This window comes from Tessaracoccus terricola (assembly GCF_054776555.1).
In genome coordinates, this window is sequence record NZ_BAAHBS010000005.1 from 1,126,587 (window position 1) to 1,142,594 (window position 16,008).

Genomic DNA, 16,008 nt, shown 5'->3' on the forward strand with positions numbered 1-16,008 from the left:
CGGCAGGCGAAAACAATCACTCCGGCTTCACATGTGCGGCCGGGGGACGCCCACGGGCGAGCGGCTGTGTCACTATCTACGCAGTCGCCGAGCCCCGTGGCGACGCCGTCCATACTCCACGAAGAGGTGCAATGATGCGCTCCCAAGCGTCCCGTGTGTTGGCCGTGATCTCTGCGCTGGCCCTGTTGGTGACGGGAATGGTGGCCACCTGGGCCCCCACCGTCTCGCAGGCGGCAGACGGCACCAACGTCGCGCTCCAGTCCGAGGGTGGCACCGCCACCGCTTCCGGAACCGAGGTCTCCGACGGCCGATGGCCCATCGCAGCCGTCAACGACGGTGACCCCGGTACCCGCTGGTCCTCCAACACCGCCGATGACGCATGGGTGCAGGTGGAGCTGGCCGAGGCAACCGTCGTCCACCACGTCACCATCCTGTGGGAGGACGCCTGCGCCGCGCGGTACAAGCTGCAGGTCTCCACCGACGGCGAGTCCTTCGTCGACGCCACGGCCGAGATCCAGCCCACTTGTGGAGCCGCCGACACCCAGACGCTGAACGAGGAGACCGCCGGCACCGCCTGGAAGTTCGTCCGGATGCAGGGCATCGAGCGCACCCCCATCGGCGGCACCAAGTACGGCATGTCCCTGTTCGAACTCCAGGTGTGGGACGGTCCGGAACCGGTGACCGTGCCGACCACCGAGCTGGCGCTGGTGCCCCTGCCGCAGCAGGTGACCGAGACTGATGGCGAGCCCTTCGTCCTCGACGCCGACACCCGCCTCGAGGCCTCCGGCGAGGCTGCGCCCGTGGCCGAGCTGCTCGCTGAGCGTCTGCGCACCTCCACGGGATTCGCGCTGCCCGTCGTCGGGTCCGCCCCCACCAACTCCATCCGCCTGGTGCTCGACGAGGCGTACGAGGGCCTCGGTGGCCGCAGCCCCGAGGAGGGCTACAGCCTGGTGGTGACCGCGGACGGCGCCGTCATCACGTCCTCGAGCGCGCACGGACTGTTCAACGGCACCAGCACACTGCGCCAGTTGCTCCCCGCGATGATCGAGTCGAGCACCCCCGTCGTCGCCGACTGGAGCGCCCCCGCAGTCGAGATCGAGGACGCGCCCCGTTTCGTCCACCGCGGCATCCAGCTGGACCCGGCCCGCTCCTTCGTTGAGGTCGAGGAGGTCAAGGAGATCATCGACACCCTCTCGTCGTTCAAGCAGTCCCGCCTCCACTTCCACCTGGCCGACGACCAGGGCTGGCGCATCGAGATCACCAACGAGGGCAAGGAGGAGGGTGACCCGGTGGACTACGAACGGCTCACCGGCATCTCCGGCCAGTCCGCGATGCTCTCCCACCAGTACGCCTACAACCAGGAACTGGGCCGTACCGGCTACTACACGCAGGAGGAGTACAAGGAGATCCTCGCCTACGCCGCGGAGCGTTTCGTGACCGTCATCCCCGAGATCGACGTGCCCGGCCACACCAAGGCCATGCTGCATGCCATCCCGGAGCTCAACTCGGACAAGTCCCGCCCGGCCACCACGGTCTACGGCACCACGATGGAGCAGAACAACGGCAACGTCGGAGAGTCCACCCTCGACGTGGACAACCCGCAGACCTGGGTCTCGCTGCGACACATCTTCGGCCAGATCGCCGCGATGACCCCCGGTGAGTACATCCACATCGGCGGCGACGAGTCCCACGTGACCCCGCACGACGACTACGTGCTGTTCGTCCAGAACACCATCGACATCATCCGCGACCTGGACAAGAAAGCCATCGGCTGGAGCGAGATCTCCGCTGCCGACACCCTCACCGAGGGCGACGTCATCCACTACTGGGTCGGCGACGTCAATCGCGTCTCCAGCGCAGTCTCGCAGGGCGCCAAGGTGGTCATGTCCCAGGCCAACAAGGCCTACCTGGACATGAAGTACCACTCCAAGACCCCGATCGGCCTCACCTGGGCCGGCCAGGGTGACCTGGACCACTACTACGACTGGGACCCCACCACGGTGATCCCGGGCACGCAGGAGTCCGACATCCTCGGGCCGGAGGCGCCGCTGTGGTCCGAGACGCACCGCGGTGGCGAGCAGAACGAGTTCCTCATCTTCCCCCGCGCCATTTCGCACGCTGAGGTGGGCTGGACGCAGCGGGAGGACCGCAACGTCGGTGAGTTCCTGACCCGGATGGCCGCCATCGGCCCCCGTCTGGCGACCATGGAGCGCAACTTCTACGACGGCAACAAGGTCGAGTGGGGCATGCAGGCCGCCGGGATCGAGACGAGCACCGGCGTCGCCGAGGCGCTGCGCGTCGACGTCGCCCAGGTGGCCGCCCCCGGCACCAAGGCGTCCCCGGACGCCACCAGCATCGTCGTGGACTCCGTCGACGACGCCGACAGCGCCAGCCGCTCGGTGGTCACCGAGCCACTCACGGCGACGATCGACTTCGGCGACGGGTCGGACCCGGTCGTCGGCACGTTCGTCACGGATGCGCCCCGGACCCCGGTGGCAGGGGCGGGTCTCTACCGGATCGGCGCCGAGCACACCTACGCCACGGCCGGCAGCTACGACGTCACCGTCACGCTGTCCGACGGGCAGGTCCTGGGCGGCACCGTCACCGCCACCGAGGACCACGAGCCCCCGGCCGTGCCCGGCATCGACGAGTGCGTCGCCCCGACGATGACCCTGGCGGCCACCCTCGTGCGCGACGACGCCCGCGTCGGCGTCGACGTCACCGGTGTCACCCCGAACTCCTACATCGACGTCATCTGGGACGGACAGCGGATCGGCTCGGTGCACAGCGACGACGAGGGCAACGCCTTCGTCAGCCACTACGTCCCCTACCGCACCCTCAAGGGCGAGCACATGCTCCGCCTCCAGGACGCGGCCGGACGCTTCGTCGAGAAGGTCATCGACGTCGACTCCCAGACCGAGCCCATCCCGGGCACCAGGGTGACCGACATCACCGCCGACGCCTCCTCCGAGGCGCCCAACGAGTCGGCACCCAACGGCGTGGCGGAGGCGCTCGTCGACGGTGACCGCCAGAGCTACTGGCACTCGCGCTGGTCGCCTCCGGCCGCCGAGTACCCGCACTGGGTCTCCTTCGACCTGGGCGAGTCCCGTGAGCTCGAGACCCTCGTGCTCGTGCCGCGCCAGGACAGCGCCAACGGCCGGGTGAGGACCCTGGACGTGCAGGTCAGCGAGGACGGGCAGACCTGGACCACACTGGAGGCCGGGGTGCAGGTCCCCAACGGCGCCGACCCGTTCCAGCTGGACGTGGACGTCGACACCCGCCACGTGCGCCTGCAGCTGCTCACGCCGCAGACGGCCAGCCACGTGTGGGCCACCTGGGGAGAGATCGAGTTCTACGAGGCATCCGACGGCGAGGTCCCGCCGGTCGAGCCGCTGGTCCCCGAGCTCTGGACCCCCGCCGAGGACTGTGGGGTCACCCCGACGCCGGATCCCTCGCCGGATCCGAGCGTGACGCCGACCGGTCCCACGAAGGATCCGTCGCCGGAGCCCACGAAGGATCCGACGTCGGAGCCCACCACCGGGCCCACAGCGACCGTCACCGTCACCCCCCACGACGGCGGCCAGCACTGGGAGGCCGCCGACGTGTACACCACGCCCGGCTACCACGACGTCAACGGCCGCAAGTGGCACACCACCTGTGAGCCCTACTCGCAGACCATCCGCTGCTTCACCGACATCTGGTCCACCCAGGTGACCCACGACGCCGGTGTCTTCAGGCAGACCACCGGTTGGCACTTCAACAACCTGACCTACCTGCCCTCGGCCAAGAGCTTGTGGGCCAACAACCCGCTGGGCAAGCCGGGTGCGTGGACGGCGACCGACGGCAGGAACTGGCGTACGGAGTGCAACACGCCCGCCACCGGGAGCAACGGCTGCCGCAGCTACATCTGGATGCAGAACCTGGGCTCCGGTGTCCAGCGGCCGGACGGCACCTGGAGCTACGGGCTCGTGGACAAGTGGGTGTTCAACAACATCGTGCAGTTCCGCTGATCAGCACTACCGAAAGGAGGGCCGCCCGGATCAACCGGGCGGCCCTCTCGTCGTTGGTCCGGGTCCTCAGGAGTCCTTGGTGGGACCGCCGAACATGATCTCGTCCCAGCTGGGGATCTTCGCGCGGCGACGACGGGACTTCGGCTTCTCGGGCTCGGGCGCCCCCTCCGGCGCCTCCACGAGGGCGTCCTGTTCCGGCTCGGTCACCTGCGGCTCCTCCTCAGGGGTGGCCTCGGTGGGAACCGGGGCGGCTGCTGCCGCCTCCTGCGCCTCCGGCTCGGGCGTGGAGTCCTGTGCGGGCTCCTCAACGGCCCGGGGAGGGGTGCTGGGCTCGGCGGCGACCTCCTGCGCGGGAGCGTCCTGCACAGGCTGCCCGTCGTCGTCCAGGCCGACGTAGATGCGCACCGAGTCCTCGCTGATGCCGCTCATCATGTCGTACAGGTCATCGAGCTCCGAGGTGGCCTCCGAGTCGTAGGAGGACTCCACCCTGGGCACGTCATCGCCCGGCACGTCCGGGGTGTCCTGGGTGGCGCGGACGAGTGCGAGTTCGTCCTGGAAGTCCACCGTGTTCTCGTTGTCCGGGCTGTCCACGCCGGGCAGTTGCTCGCCGATCATCCAGCGGCCGTCGGCGTTGGCGGCGACGTTGAAGCGGCCCTTCGGGTCGAAGAGGAACTCCGCGGAGCGCGAGGCGGCCTCGTCCTCATCCTCGATGCGGCCCAGCAGGGCCCACCGCCGGTCAGGCATCCGCCACGAGTCCCAGGAGACTTCGTCCGCGTCGATGCCGCGGGCCTCGAGCCGTTCAGTGATGATGTCCGCCAGTTTCCGATGGCCGGTGCCGTCGCCGCGGCGACGCACGGTCGATGCGAGTGCGGTCCGGGTCATGTGCTCCCGCTCGGCGAGGACGGGACCCGCGAATCCGCGGATGCGCTCGACGTCCACGCCGGCCTCCTCGGCCACCTCGGAAACCGAGGCGCCGCCGCGGATCCGGGCCTGGATCTCCCGTGGGCTGAGTGCACTGTCCATTGGCTCTCCTGTACTCCTGTTGGCTGACAACCTATCAGCGTGTCACAAGCCGTTGTGGGCACGGCGCACGAGACTCTTCGCCAAAGTTGGCTGCGCTGTGTACCATGTCGCCGTTACACGTCGGCAGGGTCCGACATTTCGCAGTGCGCAGGGAAAGGACCTGAACATGGCCACTGATTATGACGCCCCTCGCAAGACCGACGAGGAGCTCTCCGAGGACTCCATCGAGGAGCTGAAGACTCGCCGCAACGACAAGAACTCCGGAAAGGTGGACGAGGACGAGGTCGAGGCGGCCGAATCCTTCGAACTCCCGGGCGCTGACCTCTCCCACGAGGAACTCACCGTCAAGGTGCTGCCGCGGCAGGCCAACGAGTTCACCTGCGCCTCGTGCTTCCTCGTGAAGTCCAGGAGCCAGCTCGCGGAGACGAAGGACGGCCTGCCGTACTGCGTCGACTGCGTCTGAGCCCTACTTCTTGCCGAGGTCCAGCTTGTTGCTGAGGTCTCCCGGCGCCCGGTGGCCCATGTTCTTGAGCCACCGGCGCTGGATGAAGCGGTTCATCACCAGCTGAGACATCCCGACCCCGAGCCCGCTCGCGATCGCCCATGAAACGGCGCTCGACAGTGGCGTCTCGGGGTCGTTCGGGTCCGGGGGCTCGTCGCCTGTTGCTGCCTCCCAGGCCTTCGTGACCAGCTTCTGGGAGATGAGCAGGGTGGCGGCTCCCAGCACGCCGGCGTAGATCTTCCAGAAGACCTTCTCGGACAAAGCCATGGTGTTCCTCTCGTTGCCTGACTTGAGTTCATTATGGTGCACGGGGCGGGCTAGATTGGGACCCGTGGCTTATCAAGAACGTCTCCGCGTGCCCTGGGTGTGGTGGCTGCTGCTGGTGGTGCTGGTGGTCAGCCTCACGGTGGCCGTGCTCGCCTACGTCCCCATCGAACTCGGCGGCGTCGTGGTGGGACTCATCGGCGTCGCGCTGGCCGTCCTGGCGTTCTCCTACGGCAACGCCGCCGTCCGGGTGGAGCAGGGCACGCTCACCGTCGGCCGGTTCAGGATCGAGGGGGAGTGGATCGCCTCCGCCGAGGCGCTGCACGGCGAGGCCGCCGCGACGGCGATGGCCGCCGGGGCAGACCCCAGGGACCTCCTGCACACCCGCCCCTACGTGAAGGACCTCGTTCGGGTCCGCATCGCGGACCCGGCGGACCCCCACCCACACTGGATCGTAAGCTCCCGCCGCGCCGACGAACTCGCCGCTGCCATCACCGACATCGCGAAGGGGGACGCGTGAACATCGACGTCGTCCTGGACTCACCCGGGCAACTGCCCACGTACGCCCGGGCCGGCGACGCGGGGGCGGACCTGCGCTGCACCCACGACGTGACCATCGCCCCCGGGGAGCGCGTGCTCGTGCACACCGGTGTCCGGCTGGCCCTGCCCGAGGGCCACGTCGGGCTCGTCACCCCCCGCTCCGGCCTGGCGGCACGCACAGGGCTCAGCATCGTCAACGCCCCCGGGGTGATCGACTCCGGCTACCGCGGCGAGGTGCTCGTGTGCCTCGTCAACCTCGACCCACGCGAACCTGTCGAACTCTCGGCCGGCGACAGGATCGCCCAACTGCTGGTGATGCCGTTCGTGACCGCCCGTTTCTCTCCTGTCGATGACCTCGACGAGACGGAGCGGGGCTCGGGTGGTTATGGTTCAACGGGTGTGGGTCACCAGATCCCAGAACGGCCAGGAAGGCAGAACCAGTGATTTTCGGACGCAAGCGCGACGAACCCGCCGATGAGGAGGTCCGCGAGGACCTCGACGTGGTGGAGGAGGCCCTCGAGGAAGAGGAGCTCCCCGCCGAGGAGGAGGAGGGCACCGTCGCTGACGACGAGCCCACCGCGGACGAGTCGAGCCCGCACCCCGACGCCGAGAAGTGGCAGGAGTGGGACGCCGGCTTCGACAGGGACTGGGGCCCCTTCGACATCGAGGAGGTGGACCTCGAGGCGGACGACACCAAGCGACTCGACCTCGGCACCATCGTGGTCACGCCGTTCGACAACATGAAGATGCAACTGCAGGTGGACAAGACCAAGCAGAAGGTCCAGGCCATCCTCGTCGCCGACGGCGAATCCGCCATCGAGGTGGCGGCCTTCGCCGGCCCCATGCGCACCTCGCTCATCCCAGAGATCCGCGAGGAGATCATCGCCGCCACCGAACGGGAGAAGGGCCGCGTGCAGGTGGTGCGGGGCCCGTTCGGTGCCGAGCTGCGCCGGCGCCTCCCCGTCACCGACCCCAAGGGCAACCCCGCCATCCACGTGTCCCGCACCTGGCTGGTCAGCGGTCCCGGCTGGGTGCTCCGCGGAGTCCTTATGGGCCGTGCCGCCCTGGAACCGCAGGACCGCGACGCGCAGGTCACCCTGTTCGAGTTCTTCAGCAACCTCGTGGTCCGTCGCGGCACCAACCCGGCCGCCCCCGGCAGCCTGTTGCCCATGACCGTACCCACCGGGGAGAAGCAACCGGAGCAGTGATGCCTGACCGTCCCGGGTCCCCGCGCAGGTCGCTCGGGGCCCGCATCCGTCGATTGTTCGCCACCGCCGAGGAACTCGAGGCGGCGGACCAGCAGGAACGCGCACGGGAGAGCGGCGCACAGCAGATCTCCGAGGCGTCCCCGCGCTCGGTGGTCAGGCTGCGCGGAACCGTGTCCTCCATGACCACGCAGCCCGACTCCGGCTGGTTGGAGGCGGAGCTCAGCGACGGCTCGGGTTCGGTGAAGCTTGTCTGGATGGGACACCGTCGGCTGGAGTGCGTCCTGCCGGGGACCGAACTGCTCGTGGCGGGCAGACTGGCCCGGGACGAGGACGGCAACGTCATCTACAACCCGGACTTCGAAGTCCTGCTCTAGGAGACGTACCCCTCGTCGGTGGGGGCCGGACCCTCGAACATGGTGGCCAGCTCGGCCTGGGACTCCTGGGCCACGAGGAAGAGCATCTCGTCCTCGTCCTCGAGTGCCCCGTCGGCCTCGGGGACAAGGGGGACGCCGTCGCGGATGAGGGCCACGAGCGCGACATCCGGGGGTAGTTCGAGGTCGCGTACCCGGCGGCCCACGAACGGGTTGCCGGCCGGCAGGCGGATCTCAGACAGACTGGTGGTGGAGCGGTTGAACGTGAACAGCTTCACCAGTTCGCCGGTGGAGACCGCCTCCTCCACGAGGGCGGACATGATTCGCGGGGTGGAGACCGCGACGTCGACGCCCCAGACCTCATCGAACATCCACTCGTTGCCCGGGTGGTTGACCCGGCCCACGGTGCGCGGGACGCCGAACTCGGTCTTGGCGAGCAGGGAGTGCACCAGATTCGCCTTGTCGTCGCCGGTGGCGGCGATGGCGACGTCGCAGTTCTCGATCTCGGCTTCCTCGAGGCTCTCCAGTTCGCAGGCGTCGGCCTGGACCCAGGTGGCCCCGGGGACGGAGTCCTGCTTGATGGCGTGCGGGTCCTTCTCGATGAGCAGGACCTGGTGGCCGTTGGCGATCAGCTCCCGGGCGATCGAACGCCCGACGTTGCCGGCACCGGCGATTGCGACACGCATCGGTCCTCCTAGTGGTGCTTCGCCGGCGGCACGGCGAAGACGGTCTCGATGTCGGAGGTGCGCTCGGTCTCGCACCCGACGAAGATGGTGTCACCGTCCTGGTAGACGGTCTCGCTGTCGGGGACCATGCCCCGGCCCATCCGGGACATGAACGGGATCGGCGCGTGGGCGGCCGCGGACAGGTCCCTGACCCGCTTGCCCACCCAGCCGCTGTGCACGAACACCTGCAGCAGGCGCACCTCGCCCGAGGCGTCCCGCCAGACCGGCTCGCTGCCCTCCGGGAGCAGTCGGCGCAGGACCTGCCCGACGGTCCAGCGCACGGTGGCCACGGTCGGGATGCCCAGGCGTTCGTAGACCGACGCCCGGCCCTGGTCGTAGATGCGGGCCACGACGTTGTCGATGTGGTAGCCGTCGCGCACCACCCGGGCGGCGAGGATGTTGGAGTTGTCGCCGCTGGAGACTGCTGCGAAACCGTCGGCGCTGCGGATCCCGGCGGCCTCGAGGATCTCCCTGTCGAAGCCGACACCCTTGACCGTGGTGCCCTGGAAATCGGGGCCGAGGCGACGGAACGCCTCCACGTCGACGTCGATGACGGCGACGCCGTGGCCACGTTTCTCGAGGCCTCGGGCGAGCATCGCGCCGACGCGTCCGCAGCCCATGATCACGATGTGCACGAAACCGCCTCCTTCCACTCCTGACGGGGTGCTGGACATCCTATCCAGCGCGGTGTTCCCACGCACGGCCGTGCGGGTCTACCGTGTGCTGGTGAAGATCCTTTCCGGGCTCAAGCGCCTGGTTGTCGGGCGTCGGCTCCCGAACGAGAAACTGGGGGAGACCCTCCTGCCGAAGCGCCTCGCGCTGCCCGTGTTCGCCTCCGATGCGCTCAGCTCGGTGGCCTACGCCCCGGACGAGATCCTGATCACGCTGTCCCTCGCCGGGATGGCCGGCTACCTGTTCTCCTGGCAGATCGGGGTGGCGGTCGCCGTGGTGGTGGCAGTGGTCGTGTGGTCCTACCGGCAGACCGTTCACGCCTACCCCTCGGGCGGCGGAGACTACGAGGTGGCCGCCGCCAACCTCGGCCGGCCGGCCAGCCTGACGGTGGCCTCGGCGCTGATGGTGGACTACGTGTTGACCGTGGCGGTCTCGGTCTCGGCCGGCGTGCTCAACGCCAAGGCCATGTTCGGCTGGATCGACGGGCACGAGGTGGGCATCGCGGTGGCCGTGATCCTCCTCCTGACGGTCATGAACCTCCGCGGGGTGCGGGAGTCCGGCGCGTTCTTCGCGTTCCCCACCTATGTGTTCATGGGCTCGGTGCTGCTGATGATCGGCGTCGGCCTGTTCCGGATCCTGGTGCTCGGGCAGCCGCTGGCCAGCGAGACCGCGCACCTCGTGGTGGTCGCCCCCGACGGTGCGAAGGATGCGGTGGGCTGGGTGCTGGTGGCGGTCATCGCGCGCGCGTTCTCCTCCGGCTGTGCCGCCCTCACGGGGGTGGAGGCCATCAGCAACGGGGTGCCGGCGTTCCGGGAGCCCAAGAGCAGGCACGCCGCGAGCGTGTTGGGGCTGCTCGGTGCGCTCGCGGTGACGATGGTGCTCGGCATCATGGCGCTGGCCCACCTCACCCGGGTGCACCTGATCGACGAGCTCACCGGCGCCCACTACGTCGACCCGGACGGCAACACCATCCACACCGCGGCCGTCACCGTAATCGGGCAACTCGCGCGCGTGGTGTTCGGCGACTGGTTCCAGCCCGCGTTCTACATCGTGGTGACCGCGACGATGCTGATCCTGTTCCTGGCCGCCAACACGGCGTTCAACGGCTTCCCGAGCCTGGCGAACATCCTCGCGCGCGACGGCTTCCTGCCCAAGCAACTCCACTCGCGGGGGGACCGGCTGGCGTTCTCGAACGGCATCATCAGCCTCGCCGTGACCGCCATGGTGCTGGTGTGGGTCTTCGACGCCTCGGTGACGGCCCTTATCCAGCTCTACGTCGTTGGCGTGTTCATCTCCTTCACGCTGGGCCAGAGCGGCATGGTGCGCCACTGGAACCGTGCTCTGCGGCAGGAGACGCAGCAGGCGGCCCGCCGTCGCATGCTCCGCTCGCGGGCAGTGAACGCCACGGGCGCGGCCCTCACGGGCCTGGTGCTGCTGGTAGTGCTGGTGTCCAAGTTCACCCACGGTGCCTGGATGGCCCTGGTGGCCATGGCCGTCATGTACTCGATGATGACCCTCATCAGCCGCCACTACCGGAGCGTGGCCGACGAGGTGGCGCTGCGTGACGACTCCGACCGTGCCCTGCCCAGCCGGGTCCGCGCTGTGGTGCTGGTGCAGGAGGTGAACCGGCCGACGGCGAAGGCCGTCTACTTCGCCAGGGCCAGCCACAGCAGCAGCCTGAGTGCGGTGGCGGTGGCGGTGGACCCGGAGGCCAGCGGTGAGCTGGTGCGGCAGTGGGATGCCGAGCACTTCGGGGTCCCGCTGACGGTCATCGCATCCCCGTACCGGGAGATCACGGGGCCGTTCATCAAGTTCATCTCAGAACTGCGCACTTCCAACCCGCGCGACGTGGTGGCGGTCTACATCCCCGAGTACGTCGTCGGACACTGGTGGGAGGCCGTCCTGCACAACCAGACGGCGTTGTTCATCCGCACCCGCCTGCACTTCATGGCGGGTGTGATGGTGATCAGCGTGCCCTACCAGCTGCGTTCGTCAGGATCGGCGAAGGAACGGGCCCGGCGCGCATCCACTCCTCGTGGCCGCAGGAACGGCCCTACGATGGAGCAATGATCCACGCCGTCACCGGTGACCAGCTCACCACTACTCAGTTGTACGAGATCTGGAAGATTCGCGACGTGGTCTTCGCCGTCGAGCAGCAGTGTGACGAGCCCGATGTCGACGATCTGGACCTGCTGCCCACCACCACCCACATGTGGATCCAGGAGGGTTCGGTCATCGTCAGCTACCTGCGGGTGCTGGCCCACGGTGAGGTGCGGAGGATTGGGCGGGTGTGCACGCTGGCCAGCCATCGCGGCAAGGGACTGTCGGGAAGGATCCTCGACGAGGCCCACCGACGGTGGGGGAGCGAACCAATCAGGATCGGCGCGCAGGCATATCTGGAGGCTTGGTACGCCAAGTACGGCTACGTGACGACGGGAGACCCCTTCACCGAGGCAGGAATCGACCACGTGCCGATGATCCGCGCGTGACGGTCGTGGAGATCGAGCTCGAACGGGTGGCCCATGGCGGCAGCGTCGTCGGCCGTGTGGGGGAGAAGGTGGTGTTCGTCACCGGTGGCCTGCCCGGCGAGCGGGTGCGGGCCGAGATCACCTCCACCTCCAAGCGGTTCGAGAGGGCTCGTGTGGTGGAGGTGCTGGAGCCGGCTGCCGGCCGCGTTGAGCCGCCCTGTCCCATCGCGTTGGAGTGCGGCGGCTGCGACTGGCAGCACGCCTCCACCGAGACCCAACTGGACCTCAAGACGGCGGTGGTTGCCGAGCTGCTGCAGCGGATGGCGGGCATCGAGTGGGAAGGTCGGGTGCAGTCGGTTGGCGCCCCCGAGGGGTCTCGAACCCGAATGCGCTACGGCGTCGCCCCCGACGGCGCGGTGGGGCTGCGCGGCCGCCGCAGCAACGAGATTGTCCCCCTGCCCGCTCAGGGCTGCATGGTGGCCGCGCCCGGCCCCGACGTCGCGGGCCTACGCCGGTTCGCCGCCGGTGCCCGGGAACTCGAGGTGGTCAACGCCGACGGCGCAGTCACCGTCCTGGCCGACGGTCGCCTCAAGCAGGGCGGCAGGAACGTGATCCAACACGTCCACGGACGTGACTACACGGTCTCCGCCGCCGGGTTCTGGCAGGTGCACCCCAGGGCCGCCGAGGTCCTCACCACCGCCGTCCTCGAGGGGCTGGTCCCGCAGCCGGGGGAGAGCGCGCTGGACCTGTACTGCGGCGTCGGGCTGTTCGCAGGCTCCCTCGTGGACGCCGGTTGCGACGTGCTGGGGATCGAACTGAGCAGGGACGCCATCGCCCACGCCCGCCGCAACGTGCCGGAGGCGGAGTTCATCGCCGCGCCGCTGGCGAAGGCGCTGGACCGGTTCCCCGAGCGGGCCGACCTCGTGGTCCTCGACCCGCCGCGCAAGGGCGCCGGAGCCGAGGTGGTCGCCCGGGTGGCGGCCCTCGATGCACGCGCCATCGCCTATGTCGCCTGCGACCCGGCGGCACTGGCGCGTGACCTAGCGACCTTCACCGAACTGGGCTACTCGCCCGTGTTCATCGATGCTTGGGACCTGTTCCCGATGACCCACCATGTGGAGTGCGTGGCCATCCTGCAGCGTTGAGCAGATTGTCCCCCTAGACTCTTGACAAAGCTTGAAACGGCAGTCGGGAAATGATATCTTGACGTCAAGACAAATCAGAGGAGAGCGATGAGCGTCAACAGCTTCGGGGCAAAGTCAAACCTGGAGGTCAACGGCACCTCCTATGAGATCTTCCGGGTGGATTCGGTACCCGGTCACGAGAAGTTGCCCTTCAGCCTGAAGGTGCTCCTCGAGAACCTGCTCCGCACCGAGGACGGCCAGAACATCACGGCCGATGACATCAAGGCGCTCGGCGCCTGGGACCCGACGGGGGACTCGGACCACGAGATCCAGTTCACGCCCGCCCGCGTGATCATGCAGGACTTCACCGGCGTGCCCTGCGTCGTGGACCTGGCCACGATGCGTGAGGCCATGGTTGACCTCGGGGGAGACCCGGCCAAGATCAACCCGCTCTCGCCCGCAGAGATGGTCATCGACCACTCGGTCATCACCGAGGTCTTCGGCATTGCAGGGGCCTTCGAGGCCAACGTGGACATCGAGTACGAGCGCAACCGTGAGCGCTACCAGTTCCTGCGCTGGGGCCAGACCGCCTTCGACGACTTCAAGGTGGTGCCCCCGGGCACCGGCATCGTGCACCAGGTCAACATCGAGAACCTGGCCCGCGTGATCTTCCCGCGCACCGTCGACGGCGTGCTGCAGGCCTACCCGGACACCTGCGTCGGCACCGACTCCCACACCACCATGGTCAACGGCCTCGGCGTCGTCGGCTGGGGCGTGGGCGGCATCGAGGCCGAGGCTGCGATGCTCGGCCAGCCCGTTTCCATGCTGATCCCGCGCGTCGTGGGCTTCAAGCTGACCGGCAAGCTACCCGAGGGCACCACCGCCACGGACCTCGTGCTCACCATCACCGAGATGCTGCGCGAGCACAAGGTGGTCGGCAAGTTCGTCGAGTTCTACGGCGACGGCGTCACCGAGGTCCCGCTGGCCAACCGCGCCACCATCGGGAACATGAGCCCGGAGTACGGCTCCACCATCGCGATCTTCCCGATCGACGACAAGACCGTCGACTACATGCGCCTCACGGGTCGCGACGAGGACCAGCTGGCCCTCGTCGAGGCCTACTCCAAGGAGCAGGGCCTGTGGCACGATCCCACGGTGGAGCCCGTCTTCTCCGAGTACATCGAGCTGGACCTGTCCACCGTCGTGCCCTCCATCGCCGGCCCGAAGCGCCCGCAGGACCGCATCCGTCTGGACGAGTCGCGCGTCGCCTTCCGTGAGGCCGTCGCAGCGTTCGTGGGCGAGCCGGACCACCACGACGCCGAGTACAGCGGCTACGACGCCGCCGTCGAGGGCACCATGGTGGCCTCGGACCCCACCGGTCCGGACTCGCACCTCGTCGACGATTCGCCCGCGCCGGCGGACCAGGGTCACTCCGGCCTGAAGCGACGCGTCCGCAAGCTCGTGCCCGTCGAACTGCCCGACGGCTCCGAGTTCGAGCTGGACCACGGCGCGGTCACCATCGCCTCCATCACCTCGTGCACCAACACCTCCAACCCGAGCGTCATGCTGGGTGCGGCGCTGGTGGCGAAGAAGGCCGTCGAGAAGGGACTCAACCGCAAGCCTTGGGTCAAGACCTCCCTTGCCCCCGGCTCCCAGGTGGTTACCGACTACTACGAGAAGGCCGGCCTCACCGAGTACCTCGACGCCATCGGCTTCAACCTCGTCGGCTACGGCTGCACGACCTGCATCGGCAACTCCGGTCCGCTGATCCCGCAGGTCTCCAAGGCCATCAACGACCACGACCTGGCCGTGTCCGCCGTGCTCTCGGGCAACCGCAACTTCGAGGGTCGCATCAACCCCGACGTGAAGATGAACTACCTCGCCTCGCCGATGCTGGTCATCGTCTACGCGCTGGCGGGCACCATGGACATCGACCTGTTCAACGACCCGATCGGTCAGGACCAGGACGGCAACGACGTCTTCATGCGCGACATCTGGCCCACCCAGGCCGAGATCGAGGAAGTCGTCGGATCCTCCATCAACGCCGACATGTTCACCGAGCGCTACGCCGACGTGTTCCGCGGCGACGAGCGCTGGCGCGGCCTGCCCACCCCCGAGGGCAAGACCTTCGAGTGGGAGGATGACTCCACCTACGTGCGCAAGCCCCCGTACTTCGAGGGCATGCCCGCGCAGCCGGAGCCCGTCTCCGACATCGAGGGCGCCCGCGTGCTGCTGAAGCTCGGCGACTCCGTCACCACGGACCACATCTCGCCGGCCGGTGCCATCAAGGCCGACTCCCCGGCGGGCAAGTACCTCACCGAGAACGGTGTGGAGCGCAAGGACTTCAACTCCTACGGCTCGCGCCGTGGCAACCACGAGGTCATGATCCGCGGCACCTTCGCCAACATCCGCCTGCGCAACCAGCTGGCACCGGGCACCGAGGGTGGCTTCACGCGTGACTTCACGCAGGCCGACGGCCCCGTCAACACCGTCTACGACGCGTCCATCAACTACGCCGAGCAGGGCACCCCGCTCGTCGTGCTGTCGGGCAAGGAGTACGGTTCCGGCTCGTCGCGTGACTGGGCGGCCAAGGGCACCTCGCTGCTGGGCGTGCGCGTCGTGATCGCGGAGAGCTACGAGCGCATCCACCGCTCCAACCTCATCGGCATGGGCGTCCTGCCCGTGCAGTTCCCCGAGGGCGAGACCGCCGACTCGCTGGGCCTGACCGGCGAGGAGACCTTCTCCTTCACCGGCATCACCGAGCTGAACGAGGGCCGCACGCCCAAGACCATCAAGGTGGTGGCGAAGAAGGAGGACGGCAGCGAGATCACCTTCGACGCCGTGGTCCGCATCGACACCCCCGGTGAGCGCAACTACTACCTCAACGGCGGCATCATGCAGTATGTGCTGCGCAACCTGGCAGCCGCTGCCTGAGCCTGACGGCGGCAGGTCCGGACCGTCCTGGTCCGGGCCAGCCGCCGGCCCGTCCGACCCGACACGCCGAGTGGAATCGACGCAGGGGGCACCCGTGCCCCTTCCGCCTGATCCGTTCGGCGGGTCGGGTCGTCGTCGTTCCGGGCGACGACGCGTGCGCGACTCGC

The 16,008-nt window shown here is 68.5% G+C and carries 14 protein-coding genes; 10 read left to right on the plus strand and 4 right to left on the minus strand.

Annotated elements, in window-relative coordinates:
• The first annotated feature begins 134 nt into the window (after positions 1–134).
• Positions 135–4,010: a family 20 glycosylhydrolase gene (locus tag ACYU7G_RS15160; protein WP_461109274.1), complete on the plus strand. Its 3,876-nt coding sequence runs from the start codon at positions 135–137 to the stop codon at positions 4,008–4,010.
• 66 nt (positions 4,011–4,076) lie between these two features.
• Here the strand turns inward: ACYU7G_RS15160 and sepH are convergent, their stop codons facing one another.
• On the minus strand, positions 4,077–5,033 hold the full coding sequence (gene sepH, locus ACYU7G_RS15165; RefSeq protein ID WP_461109276.1) for a septation protein SepH: 957 nt from the start codon (positions 5,031–5,033) through the stop codon (positions 4,077–4,079).
• Positions 5,034–5,199: 166 nt separating this feature from the next.
• Here sepH and ACYU7G_RS15170 point away from each other — a divergent pair, with 166 nt between their 5' ends.
• A complete protein-coding gene (locus ACYU7G_RS15170; protein WP_461109278.1) occupies positions 5,200–5,496 on the plus strand; it encodes a DUF4193 domain-containing protein in 297 nt (98 codons plus the stop codon).
• Between the two features lie 3 nt (positions 5,497–5,499).
• Here ACYU7G_RS15170 and ACYU7G_RS15175 read toward each other — a convergent pair whose 3' ends face one another.
• Positions 5,500–5,802: a DUF4235 domain-containing protein gene (locus ACYU7G_RS15175; protein WP_461109280.1), complete on the minus strand. Its 303-nt coding sequence runs from the start codon at positions 5,800–5,802 to the stop codon at positions 5,500–5,502.
• A 64-nt stretch (positions 5,803–5,866) separates the two neighbouring features.
• Here ACYU7G_RS15175 and ACYU7G_RS15180 point away from each other — a divergent pair, with 64 nt between their 5' ends.
• The 4 genes from ACYU7G_RS15180 to ACYU7G_RS15195 are packed head-to-tail and all read left to right on the plus strand — an operon-like array spanning position 5,867 to position 7,921.
• Positions 5,867–6,319: a DUF3093 family protein gene (locus ACYU7G_RS15180; RefSeq protein WP_461109282.1), complete on the plus strand. Its 453-nt coding sequence runs from the start codon at positions 5,867–5,869 to the stop codon at positions 6,317–6,319.
• A gap of 2 nt (positions 6,320–6,321) precedes the next feature.
• Positions 6,322–6,783, plus strand: coding sequence for a dUTP diphosphatase (dut, locus tag ACYU7G_RS15185; protein WP_461109624.1), 462 nt, complete (start codon positions 6,322–6,324; stop codon positions 6,781–6,783).
• Entirely contained in the window at positions 6,780–7,547 is a 768-nt protein-coding gene (locus ACYU7G_RS15190; protein ID WP_461109284.1) for a DUF3710 domain-containing protein, read from the plus strand. Before dut ends, ACYU7G_RS15190 begins: the two co-directional genes overlap by 4 nt.
• Positions 7,547–7,921: an OB-fold nucleic acid binding domain-containing protein gene (locus tag ACYU7G_RS15195; protein ID WP_461109286.1), complete on the plus strand. Its 375-nt coding sequence runs from the start codon at positions 7,547–7,549 to the stop codon at positions 7,919–7,921. Before ACYU7G_RS15190 ends, ACYU7G_RS15195 begins: the two co-directional genes overlap by 1 nt.
• On the opposite strand, the gene ACYU7G_RS15200 is transcribed toward ACYU7G_RS15195, so the two are convergent.
• Both ACYU7G_RS15200 and ACYU7G_RS15205 read right to left on the minus strand, forming a co-directional pair.
• On the minus strand, positions 7,918–8,604 hold the full coding sequence (locus tag ACYU7G_RS15200) for a potassium channel family protein (RefSeq protein ID WP_461109288.1): 687 nt from the start codon (positions 8,602–8,604) through the stop codon (positions 7,918–7,920). The genes ACYU7G_RS15195 and ACYU7G_RS15200 overlap by 4 nt on opposite strands.
• 8 nt (positions 8,605–8,612) lie before the next feature.
• On the minus strand, positions 8,613–9,317 hold the full coding sequence (locus tag ACYU7G_RS15205; protein WP_461109290.1) for a potassium channel family protein: 705 nt from the start codon (positions 9,315–9,317) through the stop codon (positions 8,613–8,615).
• Positions 9,318–9,369: 52 nt separating this feature from the next.
• Between ACYU7G_RS15205 and ACYU7G_RS15210 the strand changes: the two genes are divergently transcribed.
• The 4 genes from ACYU7G_RS15210 to ACYU7G_RS15225 all read left to right on the plus strand — a co-directional run bounded on the left by ACYU7G_RS15210 (position 9,370) and on the right by ACYU7G_RS15225 (position 15,841).
• Complete coding sequence (locus ACYU7G_RS15210; protein WP_461109292.1) at positions 9,370–11,385, plus strand: APC family permease; 2,016 nt, start codon at positions 9,370–9,372, stop codon at positions 11,383–11,385.
• Positions 11,382–11,804 carry a GNAT family N-acetyltransferase gene (locus ACYU7G_RS15215; RefSeq protein WP_461109294.1) on the plus strand — a complete coding sequence of 141 codons (423 nt, stop codon included), beginning with the start codon at positions 11,382–11,384 and terminating at the stop codon, positions 11,802–11,804. Before ACYU7G_RS15210 ends, ACYU7G_RS15215 begins: the two co-directional genes overlap by 4 nt.
• The gene (locus ACYU7G_RS15220) at positions 11,801–12,928 is read left to right on the plus strand and encodes a class I SAM-dependent RNA methyltransferase (RefSeq protein ID WP_461109296.1); all 1,128 of its coding nucleotides are present in this window, start codon (positions 11,801–11,803) and stop codon (positions 12,926–12,928) included. The genes ACYU7G_RS15215 and ACYU7G_RS15220 overlap by 4 nt, the downstream gene beginning before the upstream one ends.
• An 87-nt stretch (positions 12,929–13,015) precedes the next feature.
• On the plus strand, positions 13,016–15,841 hold the full coding sequence (locus ACYU7G_RS15225; protein WP_461109298.1) for an aconitate hydratase: 2,826 nt from the start codon (positions 13,016–13,018) through the stop codon (positions 15,839–15,841).
• The last annotated feature ends 167 nt before the right edge of the window (positions 15,842–16,008 follow it).